The 21,944-nt window shown below is 52.1% G+C and carries 24 protein-coding genes; 23 read left to right on the top strand and 1 reads right to left on the bottom strand.

Annotation, left to right across the window (positions count from 1 at the left end):
- The 23 genes from IAE55_RS26600 to IAE55_RS26495 all read left to right on the top strand — a co-directional run.
- Positions 1–527, top strand: a 527-nt coding sequence (locus IAE55_RS26600; RefSeq protein ID WP_200634331.1) for a WIAG-tail domain, incomplete at its 5' end; no start/stop codon positions are given.
- A gap of 173 nt (positions 528–700) precedes the next feature.
- Positions 701–883: a hypothetical protein gene (locus IAE55_RS33945; protein ID WP_186326167.1), complete on the top strand. Its 183-nt coding sequence runs from the start codon at positions 701–703 to the stop codon at positions 881–883.
- Positions 876–1,577, top strand: a complete 702-nt coding sequence (locus IAE55_RS26595; RefSeq protein WP_234489880.1) for a glycosyltransferase family 2 protein — start codon at positions 876–878, stop codon at positions 1,575–1,577. The genes IAE55_RS33945 and IAE55_RS26595 overlap by 8 nt, the downstream gene beginning before the upstream one ends.
- A 5-nt stretch (positions 1,578–1,582) precedes the next feature.
- Entirely contained in the window at positions 1,583–2,701 is a 1,119-nt protein-coding gene (locus IAE55_RS26590; RefSeq protein ID WP_200634330.1) for a glycosyltransferase family A protein, read from the top strand.
- Entirely contained in the window at positions 2,701–3,453 is a 753-nt protein-coding gene (locus IAE55_RS26585) for a glycosyltransferase family 2 protein (RefSeq protein ID WP_181153234.1), read from the top strand. Before IAE55_RS26590 ends, IAE55_RS26585 begins: the two co-directional genes overlap by 1 nt.
- 32 nt (positions 3,454–3,485) lie before the next feature.
- Positions 3,486–4,217, top strand: a complete 732-nt coding sequence (locus tag IAE55_RS26580; protein WP_200634329.1) for a sugar phosphate nucleotidyltransferase — start codon at positions 3,486–3,488, stop codon at positions 4,215–4,217.
- Between the two features lie 62 nt (positions 4,218–4,279).
- Complete coding sequence (locus IAE55_RS26575) at positions 4,280–5,302, top strand: GT-D fold domain-containing protein (RefSeq protein ID WP_234489879.1); 1,023 nt, start codon at positions 4,280–4,282, stop codon at positions 5,300–5,302.
- 53 nt (positions 5,303–5,355) lie between these two features.
- A complete protein-coding gene (locus IAE55_RS26570; RefSeq protein WP_186382068.1) occupies positions 5,356–6,735 on the top strand; it encodes a glycosyltransferase family 2 protein in 1,380 nt (459 codons plus the stop codon).
- A 153-nt stretch (positions 6,736–6,888) separates the two neighbouring features.
- The gene (locus IAE55_RS26565; protein ID WP_076174121.1) at positions 6,889–7,176 is read left to right on the top strand and encodes a nucleoside-diphosphate sugar epimerase; all 288 of its coding nucleotides are present in this window, start codon (positions 6,889–6,891) and stop codon (positions 7,174–7,176) included.
- Between the two features lie 30 nt (positions 7,177–7,206).
- On the top strand, positions 7,207–7,566 hold the full coding sequence (locus tag IAE55_RS26560; protein ID WP_105446188.1) for a restriction endonuclease subunit S: 360 nt from the start codon (positions 7,207–7,209) through the stop codon (positions 7,564–7,566).
- Complete coding sequence (locus tag IAE55_RS26555; protein ID WP_076174124.1) at positions 7,563–7,862, top strand: hypothetical protein; 300 nt, start codon at positions 7,563–7,565, stop codon at positions 7,860–7,862. The genes IAE55_RS26560 and IAE55_RS26555 overlap by 4 nt, the downstream gene beginning before the upstream one ends.
- A gap of 3 nt (positions 7,863–7,865) precedes the next feature.
- A complete protein-coding gene (locus IAE55_RS26550) occupies positions 7,866–8,192 on the top strand; it encodes a hypothetical protein (RefSeq protein WP_076174127.1) in 327 nt (108 codons plus the stop codon).
- 183 nt (positions 8,193–8,375) lie between these two features.
- Positions 8,376–9,461, top strand: a complete 1,086-nt coding sequence (locus IAE55_RS26545; RefSeq protein ID WP_442793354.1) for a CgeB family protein — start codon at positions 8,376–8,378, stop codon at positions 9,459–9,461.
- A gap of 32 nt (positions 9,462–9,493) precedes the next feature.
- The gene (locus IAE55_RS26540; RefSeq protein ID WP_200634328.1) at positions 9,494–10,633 is read left to right on the top strand and encodes a glycosyltransferase family protein; all 1,140 of its coding nucleotides are present in this window, start codon (positions 9,494–9,496) and stop codon (positions 10,631–10,633) included.
- A 146-nt stretch (positions 10,634–10,779) separates the two neighbouring features.
- Positions 10,780–12,225 carry a glycosyltransferase family 4 protein gene (locus IAE55_RS26535; RefSeq protein WP_200634327.1) on the top strand — a complete coding sequence of 482 codons (1,446 nt, stop codon included), beginning with the start codon at positions 10,780–10,782 and terminating at the stop codon, positions 12,223–12,225.
- 17 nt (positions 12,226–12,242) lie between these two features.
- On the top strand, positions 12,243–13,334 hold the full coding sequence (gene wecB, locus IAE55_RS26530; RefSeq protein ID WP_145163191.1) for a non-hydrolyzing UDP-N-acetylglucosamine 2-epimerase: 1,092 nt from the start codon (positions 12,243–12,245) through the stop codon (positions 13,332–13,334).
- Positions 13,327–14,310, top strand: a complete 984-nt coding sequence (locus IAE55_RS26525; protein WP_105446096.1) for a polysaccharide biosynthesis protein — start codon at positions 13,327–13,329, stop codon at positions 14,308–14,310. Before wecB ends, IAE55_RS26525 begins: the two co-directional genes overlap by 8 nt.
- The gene (locus tag IAE55_RS26520; protein WP_105446097.1) at positions 14,310–15,161 is read left to right on the top strand and encodes a dTDP-4-dehydrorhamnose reductase family protein; all 852 of its coding nucleotides are present in this window, start codon (positions 14,310–14,312) and stop codon (positions 15,159–15,161) included. Before IAE55_RS26525 ends, IAE55_RS26520 begins: the two co-directional genes overlap by 1 nt.
- On the top strand, positions 15,122–16,054 hold the full coding sequence (locus IAE55_RS26515) for an NAD-dependent epimerase/dehydratase family protein (protein WP_145163189.1): 933 nt from the start codon (positions 15,122–15,124) through the stop codon (positions 16,052–16,054). The genes IAE55_RS26520 and IAE55_RS26515 overlap by 40 nt, the downstream gene beginning before the upstream one ends.
- A complete protein-coding gene (locus IAE55_RS26510; protein WP_105446103.1) occupies positions 16,051–16,767 on the top strand; it encodes a glycosyltransferase in 717 nt (238 codons plus the stop codon). The genes IAE55_RS26515 and IAE55_RS26510 overlap by 4 nt, the downstream gene beginning before the upstream one ends.
- 153 nt (positions 16,768–16,920) lie before the next feature.
- A complete protein-coding gene (locus IAE55_RS26505) occupies positions 16,921–18,135 on the top strand; it encodes a glycosyltransferase family 4 protein (protein ID WP_145163188.1) in 1,215 nt (404 codons plus the stop codon).
- A 304-nt stretch (positions 18,136–18,439) separates the two neighbouring features.
- On the top strand, positions 18,440–18,775 hold the full coding sequence (locus tag IAE55_RS26500) for a hypothetical protein (protein ID WP_105446099.1): 336 nt from the start codon (positions 18,440–18,442) through the stop codon (positions 18,773–18,775).
- 27 nt (positions 18,776–18,802) lie between these two features.
- A complete protein-coding gene (locus IAE55_RS26495; protein WP_200634326.1) occupies positions 18,803–19,864 on the top strand; it encodes a glycosyltransferase family 4 protein in 1,062 nt (353 codons plus the stop codon).
- A 404-nt stretch (positions 19,865–20,268) separates the two neighbouring features.
- Here the strand turns inward: IAE55_RS26495 and IAE55_RS26490 are convergent, their stop codons facing one another.
- A complete protein-coding gene (locus tag IAE55_RS26490; protein WP_200634325.1) occupies positions 20,269–21,660 on the bottom strand; it encodes a glycosyltransferase family 4 protein in 1,392 nt (463 codons plus the stop codon).
- Positions 21,661–21,944: the final 284 nt, after the last annotated feature.

The following is a 21,944-nucleotide window of genomic DNA, read 5'->3' as shown; positions in this document are numbered from 1 at the left end:
CGATTCAGCCGCTTCACCTTCAGGCGAGAAGCATCCAGGAATGGCATCTTCAATCCGGGGCGGTCCATTCGGACCATATCCAGAACGGGGCGATCCAGAACAGACACATCGCCGCTAGGTCGGTCACCGGTGAACAGCTTGCTTTTGCACCCGTTCAGAGTGCTTCGGGACAGCCGGCCCTTCAACAGTACGGCATCACTTCTTTCCGGATCGGCGAAGGCCAACTGCAGGTTGAAGTACCGGTGACACTGCCGGAACCGTATCCAAACACCCATTATGTGATCGTGGCGATGTGCAATCATCCCGATTTCTATGCCGTATTGAACACGCAGCGGGAAGATATCGCCTTTATCGAAGTGGTGAGAAGACGGGTGGGCCCGGAAACCTTCGGTTTCCTGTCCTGGATCGCGATCGGCTCGGTCTCTCCATCAGGAAAAGGAACCACGGGCTATGCACAGCGCAGCATGAGGCAGCGAAGCGCGTTCAGGACTGAGGCAGAACCAAAAGAGAATAAAGATAAGGAATAAGTAACAAGCGCGGGGCAGAGTCCCCGCGCTTTTTTGTTATGCTCTTAATAATCAGCAAGTATCGCGATGAAATCCGTGAACGATACCTAAATACATTGCACAAACGCCGCTTCCACGGCATTCCCCATGGCATAGGATGTGATGAGATACGTGCTGATATGACAGGGAGGGATATGTCGAATGATGAGGCGGATAAGATACAGACGAACCTATCGACCAACCCGCCGAAGGTACCGACAAGCATCGAAGACGGGCGTATGGTCAAGAACCAGGCATCGAACCAAGCCGCAGGCAAGGCGGATGCCCCATACCGACCTTCCTCCGGTCTTATCGGTGATCATCCCTGCGATGAATGAACAAAAGACGATCGCTGCCGTGGTCCGGGAAGCGCTGCGGGTACATCCTTCCTGCGAGGTTATTGTCGTAGCCAACGGCTGCCGCGACCGAACGGCAGAGTCGGCCGAGTCTGCGGGGGCTCGTGTGCTGAGGTATGAGCATCCGCTTGGGCATGATGTAGGAAGAAGCGCAGGGACCCAGGCCGCCCGGGGTCAGGTAATGCTGTACCTGGACGGAGACATGCCTATCGGTGCCGGCCAGCTTCGTCCCTTCGTCACGGCGGTTATTGGCGGGGTGGATGTTGCGCTGAACCGGTATAGCGGCCCGGTTCGCCGGCGTCAGGCGCATCCGGTCGTTCAGGCCAAGCATGTTCTAAATACGATGCTGCGCCGCGCCGATCTGCTTGGAGCCTCTCTGACCGCTGTCCCGCATGCATTAAGCCGCCGCGCCGTCGACATGCTTGGAGCCGAATGCCTGTCGGTCCCTCCCCTTGCTTTAGCGAAGGCAGTCACCGCCGGGCTCAAGGTTGAAGCGGTTCATGAAATACCCGTAGGACGGTTAAATAAGCGGAGAGCCAAAGTGGACGGAAAAGATCCACTGCAGGAGGTGGTTCTTGCGGATCATATTCAGGCAGTGAAGTGGTATTTGTCGGTAACGGATCCGAGGGGGCTTCGGAGCGATCTGGGACGGGAACGAAAGCGGGTGAGAAGGTGAGCCTGATGAGAAGAAGAACAAGAAGAAGTGTAACGGCTCGGTCTCGAATAAACTGGGCCGGGAGGAAGCGACGGCAGGAAAGGCGCGCCATTCCGAAGCGGAGCCGTGCGGCGCTACCGTCAATCTACCGGGCGGGGGAAGGCAAGCTGGCGGATGCCGCTTATCAGGCAGGACTCCTTGCAGGGGGCAAAGCCGATGCCGAAGAAGGGGAAGGGGATGTTCTCCTCTATGAATCGCCGCTTCAGCGGGCGTTCTCCGATTGGTGCGCGGCACATGTGAAAAAGCGTCCGGATATTCGAACGATGATCCGGCTGTCAAAGAGCTACACTGGCGGCTATGCCAAAGCCTCCGGGCGAAAGGACACCCGTATTCCGCTGCCGCTGGCAAGGACGGCCGCAGCCGTCGTCTGTGCCAGCAATGAACAGGATACGCTGGGCAAGGTGCTTCAGCAATTGGAACGGCTGCCGTTCCAGGAAGTAATCGTCGTACTGAACGGCTGCCGGGATCAAAGCTACACGGCTGCACGCAATCACCGGATCGCCAGCATCCTCCATGTTCCGGGACGGCTCGGACATGACGTGGGCCGGAGCATGGGGGCTGCCATGACCTCGGCGGATATCGTGTTGTTTACGGACGGGGATGTCGTGATCTCCGCCGAGGAACTGGCTCCTTTTATATATAAGGTGGATGAAGGGATAGACGCTGCGCTGAATGACCTGAATCCGTATTTGCCGCCATATATGCATCAGGATGAGGTGACGCGGTGCAAAAGCTTTTTAAATACGGTGCTCGGGCACCCGGAACTGGGGGCAAATTCGCTAACGGCCGTTCCACATGCACTGGCAAGACGTTTGATTGAAGATATCGGCAGCGAGCAGTTGATGGTTCCCCCCAAGGCCCAAGCCCTGGCCCTAGCAAAGGGACACCGCTTCGCGCTGGTGCAGCCGGTTGACGTGATCAGCGCAAACCGGAAGCGTCCCGGGAATACGGGCACCGGCAATGCGGTGGCAGACCTGATTATCGGTGACCATGCGGAAGCGTTCCACGCGCTGATTGATGCCGGCTGGATGCCCCAGTCTTCTTCAGTCTCGCGGACGGAAGTCGCCTTGCGGAGGAATGCCTGATGAGTCTGAATCAGCGAATGACGAGCATCATCATCCCCACGCATAACGGCCTGCATCTGCTTGCCCCCTGCATCGAGGCGATCCGCAAATACACCGATACGCCGTACGAAATCATTGTTGTCGACAACGCATCGACTGACGGTACCGACGGCTACTGCATCAAGGAGGGAATTCCATTTATCTCCCTTCCGGCGAACCGCGGGTTTCCAGTCGCCTGCAACATCGGTCTGGCGGCGGCCGGAGGGGACGATCTGCTCCTACTCAACAACGATGTGACGGTTACGACGAACTGGTTATCCAATATGCTCGCCGCCCTGCACAGCCGGCCGGATGTCGGCTTGGTCGGGCCTGTTACCAATGCAGCCTCGGGTAGACAAAAGGTGGATGTTTCTTTTAACAATACAGAAGAATTCCAGCTGACAGCTGTCCGAAACAATCAACCAGATCCGTCCCGCTGGGTGGAAGTGAACCGGGTTATCGGCATGTGTCTGCTTATAAAACGGGAAGTGCTGAGCAGGATCGGATTTCTGGATGAAGCATTCTCACCAGGTCATTATGAGGATGACGATTACTGCTACAGGGCTCGGTTGGCCGGCTTTCATCTGCTGATTTGCGGGGATGCGCTCGTTCACCATCAGGGCAGCGCCAGCTTTAAACAGGCATCCTCCGAACAGATTCAACAGCTGATTGACCGGAATCACCGCTTGTTTATAGAGAAGTGGCAGATTGATCCCCGCCAGTTTATAGAGTAAGCAGGCAGCATATCTGAAGGAGGAGTGGTGCAGTGAGAGGTATTATCTTGGCAGGCGGGACAGGTACCCGATTGTATCCGCTGACCCGGCTGATCAACAAGCATTTGCTACCTGTCGGAAAGTATCCCATGATCGTATACGGCATCGACAGATTGCGCCAGGCAGGAATCAAGGAAATTCTTATTGTCATGGGCAAACAGTCCGCAGGTTTGTATACGGAATTTTTGGGAAGCGGTCAGGACTTAGGTGTGCAGCTAACCTACCGGATTCAGGAGTCTGCGGGAGGAATCGCTGAGGCGCTGGATCAGGGAAGAAGTTTTATTATGAAGGACGAAAAATTCGTCGTTCTGCTTGGAGATAATCTGTTTATGGATGATTTGAGCACGTATGTAAATAAATTTGCGCAGCAGCCTGCCGGGACGGCGCGGGTTCTCCTGAAGCAGGTTCAGGATGCCAGAAGGTATGGTGTCCCGGTGTTTGACCGGGCGCGCCCGGAGCTCATCAGCCGGATTGAAGAAAAGCCAGCGAAGCCTAAATCTTCTTACAGCGTCACCGGTTTTTATATGTATGACACCGCCGTGTTCGATATCATTTCCGGGATCCGTCCATCGGACAGGGGAGAACTCGAAATAACCGACGTCAACAACGTCTATGCGGCAGACGGGCGGCTGGAGTACGATATCCTGCAGCATTGGTGGGGCGACGCGGGAACCTTTGAATCTCTGCAAGAAGCAGGCAAAAAAATGAAGGGAATTCTCCTATGAGCCGCCCTCGGATCCGAAACAGAGCCTTCATTCCTCCATGGAAGAGGGCTCTTCGTGTCAAATTGGCCAAGCGACGTTTAATACTCCGTCGGCGGCATGCTCCCCTGAACCGAAAGGAGAAAAGAAAGCACAAGTACGGCCAGCGGGGAAATGGTGTAAAGCATCCGAACCTGCCGGGGCTTACTCCCCTCGCGGTGCATCCTCTTCCCCAAGAGAGGCCCAGTGAACCCAGTACGGAGCCCTCGATCGATATCCAAAAGGTGCAGGACGCTGCTTACCAGGCCGGATATGCAGAAGGGGTGGAGGAGACAGTCGCCTCCCAGCTTCCACCGTATACGGTACTGCCGGATATAGGTGCCAATGAGGTAATCGCCGCGGGAATATCGGCATACCGGGAACATTGGCTCCAGCTATTGCGCCCCGAAGAGGTCCATGGCCGCATGGCGCATGCCTTGGCCGTTGGCCAGCCCCTGTCGGTTGTCCGACTGGGAGACGGAGAATTGCTGGCCCTGGCCCATGACACCGTGCTTCCGCTGGAGGAAGTACGACAAAAGGGGCGCTTTCTCTCGACAGCAGGAATCCAGCTGCCTGATCCGCAGGCACGAGATATGCTGGCCGATTCGCTCCGCATGGCCGGGATCATCGGCATTCCGCATTCCCGTCTGCCGACGTTCCAGGGCCTTTTGTTCCCGGTGCTCCGGTATTACGGGCTATCTTACCGCAGCCTGACACTGACGACATCCACGATGAATTATGCGCTGCATGAGCATGGTCTGCTGCAGCAGCTTCTCCCGGGGAAACGGCTGCTTCTGATCGGAAACCGGGCTCCCGAGCTTGCGAATATGCTGCTGGCTTCGGCTTCGCTGACCATAGCCGGTGTAATCAGCCCGGTGCGGGGATTTTCGGACATTCCAAGGGTAATGCAGGAGGCGGCCATATGCGAATTTGACCTGGCTCTCGTGGCCAGCGGCATTCCCGCGGTCGTGATCTGCGAGCGTATCGCGAGCCAGCTGGGCAAAGTTGCGCTGGATTTTGGACATCTGGCGGATAAGCTCGTTTCCGGTGAGATTCCTTATGCCAGATAGTAAGGTGTATAGCGGAGAGAAATATCATGTGTGCAAAACGGGGAGGGATTGAAATGAAAAATCGGTTCAGGAGTGCAAGGGGCCGCCGGCCAATCCGGCAGTCTCCTCCCTCATCCTCTGGAAGCGACCGATATAACGAGGGTTACGAACGCGGGTACACGGAAGGGCTGGTAAAGGGAAGTGACACATTCCATATTCCGTTTCAAGGCACCAGCATCATCATTCCGACCTATAACCAGGCCGAATATCTGATCCAGTGTATAGGGAGCATTGAGGCCCATACGCCGGAACCGCATGAGATTATTGTCGTTGACAATGCGTCTACGGACGATATTGCCTCCTGCCTCAAGCCGTTTGGCGGGAAAATCAGGTTTGCAAGGCTGGAGGAGAACCGCGGATTTGCCGGCGGCGTCAATTACGGCATCATGATGGCCAAGGGAGAAACGGTTGTCATCCTGAACAATGATATTCTCGTCACCCCGAATTGGCTGACTCATATGCTCCGCTGCCTGGACAGCGACCCTCAGATCGGCGCCGTGGGGCCTGTGACGAACTATATCAGCGGGGAACAGCAAATGCCGGTTCCTTACGAAGATGTGAAGGAGATGTGGGAATTTGCAGCCGGTCATAATGTGCCGGACGAAGGGAAATGGCGTGAAGCCGACCGATTGGTCGGCTTTTGCCTGCTGCTCCACAGAGATGTTCTGCACCGCATCGGTTATTTGGATGAGGGGTACCGGATCGGCAACTATGAAGACGACGACTGGATCATCCGGCTCCGGCTGACCGGCCGGAAATTGTTTATTGCCGGGGATTCGTTTATCCACCATTTCGGAAGCGTAAGCATGAAACAGTTGGGCCAGCAGTTTGAGTCGGTCCATCATCATAACGAGTCGTATTACACGAATAAGTGGGATAATCCTTACGCTTGGGTGACGAACATGAAGGAAGGCGCGCTGGCTCGGTTTCCCGGATTGCGAAGCGGGCATGATTTTTACCCGTCACATGTACTGGTACGGGACCAGTCTGGCCTTGTGTATTTTCTGCTGAACGGGCGGAAGTACGCTCTTAGCGGCGGGGCGGGACAAGTGGGTACAGAAGCCGTACTGCTGTCAAGGTTAGATATCCGGCAAATTCCAGACGGTGAGTATTCTCTGACAAGCGAGCAGATCAGGGAAATGCTGGATTCGGCAGCAATGGATGAGTCCTTATCGGCCGGGGAGGCCGGCGCCGGTCAGCTGGTGGAGGGCCCCGGTGGACGGGTATACCAATGGTCACGCGGAACGCTGAGGCCGTTTGCATCGCTGCATACCCTGGAACGATGGCATATGGCGTTGAGAAAACGATCGGTGTGGCCGCTCGAGCGGTTAAATTCTGTGCCGGAAGGGGATCTGATCATCGCCCCCCCGCACCTGGATAATCCCGTGCTTTGACGGTTTTCTAAAAAAATGATGAGAAAAAAACGGATGCTGCCTCCAATCGCGTAACTGACTTCAGGATGGTGGCATAGGATATAGCAGGCAGATGCGGATCAGGCGGACCGCCTATTCGCAGAAGGCGTGACCTATCACCAGGGAGGGACCGGAATGCAGAGCAAAATTGACGAAATGCTTACCCATATGTCACATTCCAAGCAGCAAATGGCCAGGGTTCTGGATGCCGAGCGCCAAGTGGCGGTCCGGATGGCCCAGATTATTCATGATTTGCCCGATGAACATCCTGAATTTGACGGTGTGAGCGGGTTGATTGAAAATTCCAGCCAGATCAACAAGAGCATTATTTCTTACCTTAGCAGCATTGCTGACCTGCAGGAAGCGCTGGCGGAAACGTTGAATCATGTGGTGAAAGAGATGGGCAGCAATGAAGAGGAATAATTTCGGGAGAAACGTAAGGGAGTGCTGGATATGAGCAGAGAACAGGCCTTTTTGCATATGCTGGACGCCGCCTCCAAAATCCAGTGGAACATCGCCATGATTCTGGAAGCCAAAGCGGTCGAAGCCGAAAAAATGCGGAACTGGACGCTGAATCATTTGAACTCGGATGCGTTTGCAAGCCATGAAAATCAACTGAGCGAGCCTCTGCAGATTCACGGTCAGATCGTGGAGCTTTTGGAGGGGCTTACGAAGATGGAGAATGGATTGTGCAGCAACTTGAAAGCATTGCTCGTACAGGAAGAAGAAGAGTACGGCGGCGGCGGTGGTGGTGGTGGAGAAGGCATGTTTGGCGGCGGTGATTACGGCGGCCTCGGAGACATGGGCAAATGAGTTTGCTCCTTCGTGAGCAGGAAACGAAGCTGGAGCTGATTCAATCTATCGCGCTCAGCCAAAAGGCGCTGGCCCGGATTCTCGGGAGCATCGCCGACATTTCTTCCGAGTCGGATCTCTCTGCCCGGGCACTTCTTGAAAATATCCGGCTCCTGACGCAGCATCAGGACGCATTATGCCGGATGCTCACGGGCATCAGCCTGTGCCAGCCCCGAAGCGGGAATTCCGCGCCGCCCTGGTTAAACGCATCTCTATCCGCCCATTTCGCAGTCACCCGAGAATTACAGGAGGATTAACGGATGATAACGAAGAAAAAACGTCATCGGAGGCCAAAATCCGTGAAGCGCCTGCTGCTTAGCCGTAAGGCGCGAGTCATCAAGTTGAAAAAGCGGCGTAAACACCTGCTACCCAAAAAAAGAAAGCATCGGATCAAAAGCATTCGCAGAAAACGGAAACGGGTCGTAAAGCCGGTGCTGCCTGTGCCTGTGGCTCAAGGTGTAGAGCCTCATACCAGTCCAGACTCGGCGTACAGCCAAGGATTTGACGAAGCTTACAATGAAGGGTTCAACGCGGGTTTTGCCAAAGGCTATGAAGATGGTCATTTGCTAGCCTACCAATCCAAGTAATAACATGAGGGAACGGGACACAGTCAAGCCTTTCGCTCCATGGGATAGCCATGGGGCGAAAGGCTTTTTGCCGTTTTTTGGCAGGGCATCCGCCAATTTATCCGCGCGAAGGCAGTCGTCCATGATGCAATTGCCTCTTCCGCATATATTTATATTGTTCTTTCACAATTCAAGACAGACAGGGTGAAGACTGTGGAAAATGTGGCTGAAACGGCGGCAAGCTCCAGTTACCTGCAGGGCTACGAGGACGGCTTGCGCCTTGGTGTCTGTCAGGCTGTCATGGAACGGATACCCGCTCCGGAGCCTTATTACCGGGACATGAAAGTATTTTATATTCCGCAGGGCTTTCATGCCATTGATCAGGGTATATCCGCCGCGCTTAGCAGCCTGGTCAGAGAATGTATCGTCGTAGAGGCTCCGAAGATGCTGGAGCTTGCTCAAAAGGAGCGTCCGGATCTCATCCTCGTATTGAACGGACTGCATGTATTTCCCGAAAATCATTTGGAGGATATCCGGCGGGTTCGCGCGATGGGTATCAAGACGGCCGTCTGGTTTGTCGATGATCCCTATTTTAGCGAGGATACCGCGGCCGCATGCACCGCGTACGACGTCGTGTTTACCCACGAGCTGGGATGCGTGCCTTTTTACAGTGCTCTTGGGGTCAAAAGAGTCCACTATTTGCCGCTGGCCGTGAACGCTGACATGTTCAAGCCCCTGCGCTGCGGACCGGAGCACCTGTACGACATTTGCTTTATCGGCAATGCCTTTTGGAACCGTGTCGCTATCTTTGACGAAATGGCACCGTTTCTGAAGGATAAGAAAGTGTTGATTGCCGGGGGGTTCTGGGAGCGCTTGTCCCGGCAGGATTTGCTGGGCCGCTCGGTACGGCTTGGGTTTATTCCGCCGGAGGAAACAGTCCGCTATTACAATGGGGCGAAAGTGGTCATCAATATCCACCGTCCCGACGAATGGGGGCAGGACAACCGCAACAGTCATCGGATCAGCGGCAAATCGATCAACCCCAGGACCTATGAAATCAGTGCCTGCGGAGCGATGCAGATCACAGATATCCGCGAAGATCTCACCAATTACTACAGACCAGGCTATGACATCGAAACCTATACATCCACTGAGGAACTTAAAAACAAGATCATCTATTACCTGGAGCATGAAGAGGAGCGGAGAATCATGGCGGCCCGCGGACTGTACACGACTCGGCAGGAGCATACGTTTATTTCCCGGATGAGAATGTTTCTGGAACAGTTCTGACACCGGACAATATCAAACAAGGGAGTGTCGATATGTCGAAGGTTAAATGGCCCTCAAGGGTCCCTGAGCTGACCCTGAGTTACGATTCCGCCCAAGCGAGAGCGAGGGGACGACAGGACGGCTATCGCCGCGGATATGACGAAGGTTATTTGCGAGGCCGTGCGGACGTGATCGCCAGCCGGCCGGCGGAATCCGTCCCGTTCCGTCAAATTCGCGTCTTGTATATCGCTTCGGGCAAGGGGTACCCTTATTCGCCGCTGGACGAGGCCATCTCTTCCACACTCCGGACGATGGTCGCCGAGGTGGTTATTATCGAACCGGGGCAGATCACCGTCGAAGCGGTTTTGCAGGCGGCTCCAGATCTGGTGCTCGCTTTGGACGGCATGTTTGTAAACAACGAAATGATGGATATCATTCGGCAGCTTGGAATCCGTACGGCCGTCTGGCTTACGGACGATCCCTACTATACCGACATGACGACGGAGAACGTTAAACATTACGACTACATCTTCACGTTGGAGTCCAACTGCATTCCTTTCTATCAGCAGTTGGGATGCACGCATGTCTATCATTTGTCTTTTGCCGCACACACCGAATACTACCGGCCATCTAGGAATATATCTCCGCTTCGCCGGGATGTCAGCTTTATCGGCTCGGCGTACTGGAACCGCATCGGCTTTTTTGATCCGATCATCGACCGGCTCATGCAGCATAATACCGTATTCAACGGGATCTGGTGGGACCGTCTGCCTCAATATACAGCCTATCAGGACCGGATCGAGCTCAACAAATGGATGGGCCCGGCCGAGACCGCGGAGGCTTATAACGGCTCAAAGATCGTCATCAATCTGCACCGCTCCCATGAAGACGATACCGTCAACAACAACGCTATTAAAATTCCCGCAGCTTCCCCTAATCCCCGCACCTTTGAAATTTCCGCCTGCGCGACGCTTCAGCTAAGCGACAGCCGGAGCGACCTGGCCAAATTTTATACGCCTGGCGTGGAGATCGAAACTTACAGTTCACCGGAGGAGTTATTGTACAAAATTGAATACTATCTTGCCCACGAGGAAGAACGCAGACAGATCGCCTTGAACGCCTTGGAGAGAACGTTCAGAGACCATACGTACGGCAAACGCCTGAACGAGATGCTCACGATCATTTACCCGTAGTCTCTATACGTTTGGAGGCTTTTTTGTACGAATGACGGGTAGCATGTGTCAGTGCCGGCAAGTGTCGCCTCTCATATCTTGTATTATCTGGGTGAAAGGAGGTGTGATTCGCACCCCTGTACGATTTTTGCAGGTGGGCCTAAAACATGGATATGACTAAACCCAAATTGATGCTGTTCTCGCATGTCAGCAACACCAAAAGCATTACAGGAGCCGAGAAGCTGCTGCTCCTGTTCTGCCGATGCATGGCGTCTTATTTCAATTGCATCTTGGTGGCTCCAGGTGAAGGTAAGCTGACGGACCATGCCCGAAAACAGGGAACGGTGGTCATGATTCAGACCTTTCCCTTGCTATACGGGATGTATACTCCGGATCCCCGGCTGCCGTTGAATGCCGATGAGCTACGCAGCCATCCCGATTATGCTTCTGTCGTCAGGCTCATCGGAGAGACCGCGCCTGATCTGGTGCTGACGAACACGATCGTCAACGCGCTGCCCGCGTTCGCCGCTAAACAGCTGGGAATCCCCGTCATTTGGAAAGTGACGGAGGTGATTCAGGAGAACGAATTCACGTCGGAAGTGCTAAACATTGTAGACAATTACAGCGATTGGATCATTGCGATTTCGGAGTCTGCCGCCCGTGTGTTTTACGGGCGAATTAGCAGTCCGATCAGCCTGCTCCCTCCATCGACGGACAGCGAACGGCTTCACTCCTTTGGTGATCTCGTAAGGCAGAGCGAACGAAAGGGGATCGGGCTAAAAGAGGAACATAAGTGCATCGGCTACATTTCCGCTTTTATTCATCCGGAAAAAGGCCTAAGAGAGTTTATTCGTATGGCGTTGTCACTATGCTCGGGCCATCCCGATTGCCGTTTTGTGATCATCGGGCGGGCTGCGGATCACCGTTATTACGATGCCTGTTTGACGGATGTCAGATTTTCGGGTTATAGATCAAGATTCCAATTTATCCCGTTCGTGGAATCGGTTCAGTCGGTCTACAGCGCGATGGACATTCTGGTCGTACCGAGCATGGTGTCCGAGGGTTTTGGCATGACCGCGCTGGAAGGCATGTTGTGCGGCAAACCGGTTGTGGCCTTTGCATCCGGGGGGCTCGGTGAGCTGATGGAAAGTACAGGCAATGGACATTTGGCGGTACCCGTCGGGGACGCCCAAGGGCTCGCGGATAAGGTTGCCATGCTGCTGAGCGATCCGGCTGCCCTGAAGAATATCGGCATGCACAATGAAGCGGCGGCGAGGGCGTTGTACGGAATTGAAGCCTACCAATGGAGGCTGGATCAAATCGTCAGTCAATGGCGCGAATACCATCCTCATTGGCTGACAGCCGGAAACCGAAGCCCCCTGCTTGTGGAGGGATCCCAGGTACAAGCGGAGCCCCCGGTTGACAAGGCACAGGCCCCCCGCAAAGTGCGGAGGTCCAGTCGAAGAAGATTCTATTATGTACGGATTACCCGCAAAAGGAAGTTGAAGAAGCTCGCGAAAAGGCCACGAAGATCCGCGCGAGGAAAAACCCTCCGAAGATCGAGGAGCAAGAAGCGTAAATCCGTCGGGCGACGGAGGGCAGCGAAACGATAAATTAGGAGACGGAAGATATGAGAATTATGACCATTTTGGGTACAAGGCCAGAAATCATCCGCCTCAGTCTCGTTCTTCCGAAGCTGGACCGGTATGCGGAGCGCCACGTGCTGGTGCATACCGGGCAGAATTTTGCAGAAAGGCTGAGCGGGATCTTTTTTAGCCAACTGGAATTGCGAAAGCCCGATTACGTGCTGCAGGACTCGGCAGCTTCCCTGGGAATGCAGCTGTCAGCGATGTTCTCCCAGATGGAAGAAATCCTGAAGCGGGAGCAGCCCGACAAAATTTTGCTTCTTGGAGACACCAACAGCGCTCTTTGCGCGATTCTGGCCGAAAGACTCGGATATCCCGTGGTACACATGGAGGCCGGAAACCGCTGCTTCGACCTGAACGTTCCGGAGGAGAAGAACCGGCGTATCATCGATACGATTTCTTCTATTAATATGCCGTATACAGAACAGAGCAAGAAGCATTTGATTGCCGAGGGTTTTCCGAGCAATCGGATCGTTCTTACAGGAAACCCCATTTATGAAGTCATGAAGCATTACGAACCCCAGATCCGGAGCAGCAGTATTCTGAAAGTCCTAGGTCTTAAGCCGAAGGAGTATTTTCTTGTCACCGCGCACCGTGCGGAGAATGTGGACCGGCCAGAGCATCTGGAGCAGATTATGCATGGGCTCAACCTGATCGCTGAAAATCACGGCCGTCGTATCATCTGCAGCATTCATCCCCGGACCGCTTCACGGATTGCCGAGCACTCCGGATTTTCCATGAACCCTCTGGTGGAATTTCATGAACCCTTTGGATTTTTCGACTTTGTCCAATTGGAGCGATCTGCTTGCTGTGCATTAACGGACAGCGGAACCGTGCAGGAGGAGTGCTGCATTATGCAGGTACCGACTGTCACGATGAGGCGAACGACGGAGCGGCCGGAAACGGTGGATTGCGGAAGCAACATCGTATCAGGCGTCGATGCGAAGCGGATTTCCGACTCAGCTGCCCTGATGCTTGAGTTGAACACGATGTGGCAGTGTCCCCAGGGATACCTGGCCGAAGATGTATCGGATAAGGTTGTCAAATTTCTGCTTGGAGGGAATGTGCATGTTTGAAAATCAGCGTATATTGGTGACCGGTGGCACCGGATCATGGGGCTATGAGTTGGTTGCCCAATTGCTGCCGCTCATTCCAAAGGAAGTGGTGGTTTTCTCGCGGAATGAATCCTCTCAGGTCGCAATGAGCCGGGAATTCGAAAATGACCGGCTGCATTTCCGGATCGGAGACATTCGTGACAAAGAAGCTTTGATGGCGGCATGCAAAAATATCGATTACGTGTTTCATCTGGCGGCCCTTAAGCATGTTCCGGTATGCGAGGATCAGCCTTATGAAGCATTAAAAACGAACGTGATCGGCACGCAGAACGTCATCGAGGCCGCAATTGAAAATAAAGTTAAGAAAGTATTCTATATTTCGACCGACAAGGCTGCAAATCCCTCCAACTTTTATGGGATGACGAAGGCCATCGGGGAGAAATTGATCGTATACGCGAATCTGCTTCACACCGATACCCGATTCGTCACCGTGCGGGGGGGCAATGTGCTTGGAACCAACGGCAGCGTCGTGCATGTGTTCAAAGAACAGATACGTAATAAGGGCTATGTGTCTATCACCGACATGAAAATGACACGTTTCTTCTTAACGCTTCGCGATGCGATCGCCGTGCTGTTCAAAGCGGCGGAAGAAAGCGTCGGCGGCGAAATTTTCGTCATGATGATGCCGGCCTGCCGGATCGTAGATTTGGCGGAGGTATTGATCGAGGCTTCCGGACGGGAGGATGTTCAAATTGTTGAATCCGGCGTTCGTCCGGGTGAAAAAATTCATGAAATTTTGATGAGCGACTATGAGAGTCTTTCGACCGTCGTGTTTGACGAAGAATATCTGGTCATTTTGCCGACACTCAACATACCTGGCCTGAAATATCGGTACAGTCACTGCCGGTCGGTTTCGTTCAGCAGCTTCTCTTCAAACACCCACCTGATGAGCAAAGAGGAAATCCGCAATATCTTGGAGCGCGGGGGGTTCTTATAATGAAGCTGTTGATCCTGGGAGCAAGCGGGATGGCAGGCCATATGCTGGTCGATTATTTCAAGCTGCAAAGCAAGCATCAGGTCTTCTACACGACCCGGAATCCCCGCAACAGCGGTGGACTAATCATGGATGCTTCCGATATCGGGACAGTGGATAAATTGGTCGAGATCGTGAGACCCGATTGCATCATCAATGCCATCGGCGTACTCAACCATTTTGCGGAAGAGGACAAAATCAATGCCTACCATATCAACGGCTTTCTGCCGCATCGTCTCCGCCGGGCGGCGGATTCGGTCGGGGCCAGATTGATTCATATCAGCACCGACTGCGTGTTCGAAGGAACGCGCGGAGGTTACCGGGAGAACGACGTACCCGATGGAACGAGCGTCTACGCATTGACCAAAGCGCTGGGGGAAGTTCAAGCCCCGGGACATTTGACGATCCGTACCTCCATCATCGGCCCGGAGATCCGCTCACACGGAATCGGGCTGATGCACTGGTTCATGCACCAGCGGGGAACCGTGACAGGGTACTGCAACGTGTTCTGGAACGGGGTAACCACGCTGGAACTGGCAAAAGCGATCGATACTGCATTATTTATGCCATCATTATCTGGGCTGATTCATCTGGCTCATCCGGAACCGATCAGCAAGCACGATCTTCTTCTCTTGTTCCAAGAGATTTGGAACCTGGAGGATGTGACCGTGGTTGCGGGTAATACCCCCGTTCAGGACCGGACGCTGGTTTCGACTCGAGGCGACTGGACTTACGAGGTTCCGCCTTATCGAGATATGCTGAAGGAGTTGAAGCAATGGATGCAGGAAACGACTCCCTACAGCGCATCATTCTAATCACCGGAGCTTCGGGGTTTACCGGCAGCCATGCCTGCCGGTATTTTGCAGGGCAGGGTATGCAGGTTGCCGCGATGGTTCGCCATATCCGTGAAGACGATAAGGTTGAGGGCGTCCAATATTATACATGCGATCTCCTTGACAAGAAGGGCATTGAAGAACTTGTCGGGACCATTGCTCCGGATTATGTCCTGCATCTGGCCGGCAAAAACTCGGTGCCCGAGTCTTGGGCGGAACCGGTGCTCTATATGGAAACCAACGTGCTCCCAACGCTCTATCTCCTGAATGCCCTCCGTCCATATCCTTTCTGTCGGATATTGATCACCGGTTCAATGCTGGTATTTCCTCTGTATCCGCCGTTTAGGCCGCCTCATCCCTACGGCCTGAGCAAAAGTTTGCAGAAGGCAGCGGCCCTATCATGGAAAGAGCTGTTCGGCCAGGCTATCATGCTGGCAGAGCCGTCTAATCTTATAGGCCCGGGTCCGTCGAGAGGCTTTTGCAGTTTGCTGGGGCAGCATATTTCAGCCTGGGAACGGGGGGAAGCGGATGAAGCTTTCCATATTCCCTCACGCATTATACGCAGAGACTTTTTAGACGTCCGTGATGCGGTTATAGCTTATAAGATTTTGCTGGAGCAAGGACTCCCCGGAGAGATCTACTCCGTCCGGTCAGGAAAAGAATATACACTCGGCGAAATTACAGATCTTTATATGGACATTTTTGAGAAGCCATTCCCTATCGAGTGGGGCGAGGGAGAGAACTCCAGCCAGGAAAGTCCAAAGAATACGGCCCCCAGGATGAAGGGACTGGACTGGGAACCTTCCATTCCTCTCCGCACATCCCTTACCGATGTTCTCGAATACTTTCGTACCTGTGGAGGTGATTCCAGATGAGACCTTTGGTCACGATTGTCATTCCTTTTTACAACGATCCATATGTGGAGCAGGCGGTTGAAAGCGCCTTGTCGCAGTCCTACAGCCCTATAGAGATCATTGTGGTCGATGACGGATCGACGCAGCATGCCGAACGATTGGCACCTTACAGGCCCTACATTCATTATCTGGGAAAAGCTAACGGAGGCACTGCCAGCGCACTCAATCACGGAATCCGCCATGCGTCGGGAGAATATATCGCGTGGCTGAGCTCAGACGATTTGTTTTACAGGGACAAAATCAATAACCAGGTGTTATTCATGCTGGAGAGGAATGCGTGGATCTCCCATACCAATTTCAATAATATCGACAAGAACAGTCAAGTTGTGAAGTACCATGCTGGCGTATCATATGAACGGTTGATTGATTTCTACCGGTACTTTCTGAGCCATGCCAACCCAGTTAACGGGTGCACGGTCATGATGAGAAAGGAATTGTTTTGTTACATCGGGCTGTTCGATGAGTCCCTTCCATACACGCATGACCTGGAGATGTGGGGCAGGGCGATTCAAGCCGGCTTTTCGTTTCATTACTTAAACGAAGCGCTGGTCGGCTACCGCTGGCATGAGGCGATGGGAACCCTGCGGCATCAGGAAGTCATTAAACGGGAGAGTGCGGTCACTTGGCAGAAGGTCAGTTACGCGATTGGCCGAATCTCAGCCATGATGGAATAATAGGCAGTCTGCCCGGTGATCTTCACCAGATTCACTGAAAGCACCGGAACCCTTGGTTTTGGTGCTTTCTTTCATCAATTTGATATAAGCTGACGGCACAGAAGTGAGATCGGTGAATCCAGTATCCCACCGGACTCATGGGAAGGAGAAGAGATGAAGATTTTACTGGCAACCTACTGGCTGATTCCCCATGTTGGCGGAGTATGGAAGTATATGACACAACTCCAACAGAGGCTAGAAGCGATGGGACATCAGGTGGATCTTCTTGGAAACAGCCCGGATTATTCTAAATTCCACATCGTAAACCGCGGCCGGGAGCTCCCCAAGGACCGAATTCGCCCGTTTCTGTCCGCCAAGCTGGCACAGGAATATGCACCTCAGCTGCATGCTGATCGGATCATTTATTTCTACGAAGAAGACCGATATCATTTGGAACTTTCCGCCGCATACTTCGGTCTTGATCAATATGATATTATACACACCCAAGATATTTTTGCGGCTAGAGCGATCAGCCGCGTGAAGCCGGCTCACGTGCCCCTGGTAGCGCAGGTACACGGCTCGGTTTCCGGGGAGCTCCACAATCATTTTCGATTGAATCCTCACCTTGGCATCACGGAGGGATCGCCTGCATGGAAGTATCTGAAGTCTATCGAGTACTATGGGGCTAGCTCCGGTGCCGTTACGATTACGTCAACCCATTGGCAGAAAAACGAACTGATACGTGATTTCGGGGTCCCTGAGAACAGAGTTTGCGTATTCCATTACGGTTTGGATACCCTCGATTTTTGGAGGAAGGCCCAGGCTGGAACCAACATGCGGCGCCCTGTGGATAAAAAGGTGATCATCTTCCCGGCCCGATTGTCTTTTGTCAAAGGTATCGATGTACTTATATCTGCGCTTGGCATGCTGAAATATATTCGGCAGGATTGGGTATGCTGGATCGTCGGGAACGGGGAGAAGATGGAAGAACTGCAGCGGCAGGTTGACGGGTTGGCCTTGAGCAACGACGTTTTGTTCCTAGGCGAACGCCATGACATCCCAGCTCTTCTCATGCAGTCGGATATATTCGTGCACTCCTGCATCCAGGACAATCAGCCGTTCTCGGTCATGGAAGCACAGATTGCCGGGCTCCCTGCGTGCGTATCGAATGCCGGTGGCCTGCCGGAGATGGTGGAACATGGCCGGACGGGTCTTGTTTCGCCGATAAAAGATCCGGTATCCTTGACGCAGCATTTGCATCAGCTTCTAGAGGATGAGAGGTTACGCAAACAACTCGGCCGCAATGCTTCCGCCTGGGGAGAGGAGCACTGGTCCTTGGATCGGATGGTTGGGCGGCTGTTGGAACTGTATCGTCAGGTTATTGGCTAGTCTTGAATCAAGAGCCCAGGAAGGGATTGAGAGGCTTATGTCTGAAGAACCTTTTAAGGTCATAGGTGATTTATATAACCGTATTTTCACGGTCCAGTCTTCCCATTTGGAAGTAAAGGTAGATTATTTGGTCTGGAATCAGATTTTTGCGAATCTCCCGAAGGATTACAAGCTGCCGGATATCCCTGTTCTGCAATTAGACCGCCCCTTTGATATAGGAGAGCGATAATCTATCCCACGTACCGTCCCTAGGGTGGTACCTCATATGGCAAAAACGTCCAAATAAATCACAGGGGGAATAAATATGTCCATATTGCGACTGGTGTCGAATGCCGACGGGCCCATAAACAGCCGCTGTATTCAATCTGTTGATTTGGAGATAAACAATTCCGGGGAAGTTCCCTTTGAAATGCTGATCCACGGGTATGGCATTGAGGGACTATTTTATATCGGCCTGATCCATGCGGGGGCGGATGAGTGGGTTGGTGTTCACGATATTATGACTAACTATTCACCGTTTGAGCTAGTACTTGTTACCAACATTAATAACCTGGCGCATACGTGTGTTGTTTTCAAGATAAAGAATCAGGGCGTGTTGATTGCTGAGTACACACAGGAGGACACGATGAGAGAAAACTAAATGGCTGCAGGACGGGAGGAGGAGTCAATGAAGGTCTTATTTGTATTTTACGTGCCGAGCGGCGGGATGGATACGATCAATCGTTTGCGCTGCCATGAACTGAGGAATTATGGAATCGAGGCTTCCTGTTTGTATTATTTCTGGGGGGCGGGCATGCAGAACAGGGCGGATTTTCCGATCTATATTACAAATGATGACGCGGAAATCAAACAAATACTGGATGCGGGCGGTTATGACGTGATCGTAGTTACGACAGATCATGAGAGCTTCCCGCGTTTCCGCCAACTTGGGTATACCGGCAAGCTGGTGCTTGAAATTCAGGGTTACGGGCCACAAGAGGTAGCCCGAAGCAAGCTGACCGAGGCCGTTCCCTATGTGAATGCTTACGCATCCGCCTTAATGAACCCCAGCACACCGCATATCACTGCTTTATTCCAGGAACTGTTTCCGCATATCCCCTGCTATATCATTCCTAACAGTATTAATTCGGAGACGTTTACCTATCGCCAAACGACTAAGCTTTCCAACCCGGTCATCGCCTGGCTGGGAAGGATAGACGATAATAAAAACTGGCGGGAATTTTTGTATATCGGCCATCAACTAACGCATTTTGTGCCCGATTTGCAGCTGTGGATGTTTGAGGATCCCAATCTTGGTGACCCCGATCAACGCCAGCAGTTTTTAAAAGTTGTGGACGACTTGCAGTTGGGCTCCCGGCTAACCATGCACGCTAATATTCCGAATCACGAAATGCAGTACTATTATTCTTCGATTGGAGATTCGGGCGGATTTATGTGCTCAACTTCGAAAGTGGAGGGTGGGCCACTATCGGTATTGGAAGCGATGAGCTGCAGATGCCCTATTTTAGCATCCAATTCCGATGGAGTAACGATCACCATCAAGCATAATGTTACAGGAAAGAATTATAATCTGGGAAATGTTCACCAGGCTGTCATCGAGGGATTGAACCTCATGCAAGATGTTGGACTGAGGGAGAGCATTAGGGATGCTGCACAGCACTTAGTTAAGACAGAATTTACTCCGTATAGGTATAGCGTAAGTTTCATTGATATGTTGAACAATATCTAGATTTTAAAACGGGCAGCGACTTGAAGATTTAAATAAAATGTATAACCACAAACAAATAAGGGCTTGCCGTTGTAACGGTAAGCCCTTATTTGTTAAGACTGCGCCGGTTTCGACAAGGGTGATTCCCTGGCATCGCTGCTAACTCACCCCGCTAAGTGGCTGGATGATGCTCATATCAGGAATTTTATAATCTATAGAATTAGCTTGAAGTGATCTAAGAATTGGATTCCAAATTTCTTCTTCATAAGGAGGGAGTTCCGATAATGAAAATATGGAAGCGAGTGTGAGCGGTGGATCATCTTTAGTCTTGTTTTTTTTCTTGTTTCTAATAGATAAGCTCCTTAGCATGTATCTCCATTTTTTGCGCTTCCGTCTTTGATAAAGTTTTTTTTGGCGGATTCGCTTTATGGCTGTTTTTTTCTTAGCAGTCTTCTTCTTTTTAGGAAGCGTACTTTTCTTTTTCTTCTGAGTAATAGGCGCCTTCTTCTTTGACTGCTCCATTTTCCATCTCCTCCATCTGATGTGTTTTGATTTTGCAGATCATGATCTGGAGCAATTTCGTTACCTTGATCGAGATGCTTGCTGCGTGCGAGCTCATACAACTCATGTAGGCGGGAGGTCAATGCAGGTAAAGACCAGTATATTTCTCCTTGTTCTCTGGCTTGATTTGCGATGAAAAGGAACATTGCGGGGTTCTCTAAAGCAGATCGCAGTAAAATATATAACTGATCGCTATCTCCGCTGCGAAATACAAATCCAGTCGAATCATTTTTTATCATTTCAGGAATGCCTCCGGCATTAGAAGTGATAATCGGTTTACCAGCAATTTGGGCTTCAATAATGGCGAAAGGCTGGTTGTCCTGAATGCTCGGGAGGACAATAAAGTCTGCTTGGCGTAACAATTCTGGGATATCATCACGCTTCCCCAAAAAGGTGACGTGGTCTGTGAGACCAAGCTCCTGCACGGCTCGCTTTAATTTATCGCGGAGTGATCCGTCACCAACTAGCCAGCAGACCCAGTCTGTGCGTTCTTCCTTCAGCTTAGATAGAGCATGAAGCAGATAGATGTGCCCTTTTACAGCATCGAAGCGTGCAGGACACATAAACACTTTCTTTGCGGTAGGTTTCATTATGGTAACATCACGCATCATGTTTTGTTGAAATTCATCCACATCTATACCGTAAGGGCTTACCACTACATGGTGTTCGGGAACAGAAAATTCAAGAACTAATATATCTTTAAGCCACTGTGATGGAGTGATGGTTACATCGCTAACGGTTGCACCCAGATATTCGCGCAGGGAACAATAGTGCCATAGGCGAGAACTTTGAACTTGCTCCGGCAATTCCGATTCCGCCCATTCAACAAACACTTCCTTGGCGAGGCATCCGTGAATTGTCGTTACTAAGGGGGTGTTTGGTGGTTTAACACGTGACATTGCATGGGCGCTCACGATGTCCTGCGCGTGGATCATATCATATTCTTCCAAACCGAAATACATGATAGCGGCTTCCATGCAGTATCGATCGATCTCGGATTGCTTAATCCACGGATCAATTCCAGGTAAATGGTGGTCCATATATTGGTGTGTCTGATTGGCGATCAATGATTGCAGCCTTCCTCTTTCTATATACAAGTCTTTATTTGAGATACGAAATCCTTGACCGTCCGGCGTCGGGGAGAAGATATCAGTGGTATGCCCCGCGCGTTGTAATGCTTTGGTCAGTTGATTGACATATGTGTTCACGCCACCGGCATTAGGCAGCGCCCAACTGCAGGCGATTAATATTCTCATCTGTTCATCTCCCGATTGACTAATCTGTCGTCCCCATATCATATGAGCTATTCATACCGTTGCTCACGTACATATACCTATTTCCCGCCTCAGCAAATTTACGTTTTCATCGGAATGTACGCTACGCCTGCATCATTTAAAAAAGCGGCCACCAATCTCCTGTACCCATGACAGACACGGGACTAACGATTATGTAATCATAAAATGATCCGGCCGCCTGTTTTTCAAGACGACCGGATCCAAATTCCAATATGGCCCGCTTAAGGAACTTCTCTCCATCAAAT

Origin of the sequence: Paenibacillus sp. S28 (assembly GCF_016624415.1) — a bacterium.
Taxonomy (GTDB): domain Bacteria; phylum Bacillota; class Bacilli; order Paenibacillales; family Paenibacillaceae; genus Paenibacillus_AQ; species Paenibacillus_AQ favisporus.
The sequence above is the reverse complement of the archived record's forward strand: the minus strand, read 5'-3'. Positions and strand labels throughout refer to the sequence as shown.

Excerpts from the sequence above, each read along its gene's own strand:
- IAE55_RS33945 (WP_186326167.1), top strand. The coding sequence starts at position 701 with ATGTCGAATGATGAGGCGGATAAGATACAGACGAACCTATCGACCAAC.
- IAE55_RS26595 (WP_234489880.1), top strand. The coding sequence starts at position 876 with ATGAATGAACAAAAGACGATCGCTGCCGTGGTCCGGGAAGCGCTGCGG.
- IAE55_RS26590 (WP_200634330.1), top strand. The coding sequence starts at position 1,583 with ATGAGAAGAAGAACAAGAAGAAGTGTAACGGCTCGGTCTCGAATAAAC.
- IAE55_RS26585 (WP_181153234.1), top strand. The coding sequence starts at position 2,701 with ATGAGTCTGAATCAGCGAATGACGAGCATCATCATCCCCACGCATAAC.
- IAE55_RS26570 (WP_186382068.1), top strand. The coding sequence starts at position 5,356 with ATGAAAAATCGGTTCAGGAGTGCAAGGGGCCGCCGGCCAATCCGGCAG.
- IAE55_RS26565 (WP_076174121.1), top strand. The coding sequence starts at position 6,889 with ATGCAGAGCAAAATTGACGAAATGCTTACCCATATGTCACATTCCAAG.
- IAE55_RS26560 (WP_105446188.1), top strand. The coding sequence starts at position 7,207 with ATGAGCAGAGAACAGGCCTTTTTGCATATGCTGGACGCCGCCTCCAAA.
- IAE55_RS26555 (WP_076174124.1), top strand. The coding sequence starts at position 7,563 with ATGAGTTTGCTCCTTCGTGAGCAGGAAACGAAGCTGGAGCTGATTCAA.
- IAE55_RS26550 (WP_076174127.1), top strand. The coding sequence starts at position 7,866 with ATGATAACGAAGAAAAAACGTCATCGGAGGCCAAAATCCGTGAAGCGC.
- IAE55_RS26540 (WP_200634328.1), top strand. The coding sequence starts at position 9,494 with ATGTCGAAGGTTAAATGGCCCTCAAGGGTCCCTGAGCTGACCCTGAGT.
- IAE55_RS26535 (WP_200634327.1), top strand. The coding sequence starts at position 10,780 with ATGGATATGACTAAACCCAAATTGATGCTGTTCTCGCATGTCAGCAAC.
- wecB (WP_145163191.1), top strand. The coding sequence starts at position 12,243 with ATGAGAATTATGACCATTTTGGGTACAAGGCCAGAAATCATCCGCCTC.
- IAE55_RS26525 (WP_105446096.1), top strand. The coding sequence starts at position 13,327 with ATGTTTGAAAATCAGCGTATATTGGTGACCGGTGGCACCGGATCATGG.
- IAE55_RS26520 (WP_105446097.1), top strand. The coding sequence starts at position 14,310 with ATGAAGCTGTTGATCCTGGGAGCAAGCGGGATGGCAGGCCATATGCTG.
- IAE55_RS26515 (WP_145163189.1), top strand. The coding sequence starts at position 15,122 with ATGGATGCAGGAAACGACTCCCTACAGCGCATCATTCTAATCACCGGA.
- IAE55_RS26510 (WP_105446103.1), top strand. The coding sequence starts at position 16,051 with ATGAGACCTTTGGTCACGATTGTCATTCCTTTTTACAACGATCCATAT.
- IAE55_RS26505 (WP_145163188.1), top strand. The coding sequence starts at position 16,921 with ATGAAGATTTTACTGGCAACCTACTGGCTGATTCCCCATGTTGGCGGA.
- IAE55_RS26500 (WP_105446099.1), top strand. The coding sequence starts at position 18,440 with ATGTCCATATTGCGACTGGTGTCGAATGCCGACGGGCCCATAAACAGC.
- IAE55_RS26495 (WP_200634326.1), top strand. The coding sequence starts at position 18,803 with ATGAAGGTCTTATTTGTATTTTACGTGCCGAGCGGCGGGATGGATACG.
- IAE55_RS26490 (WP_200634325.1), bottom strand. The coding sequence starts at position 21,660 with ATGAGAATATTAATCGCCTGCAGTTGGGCGCTGCCTAATGCCGGTGGC.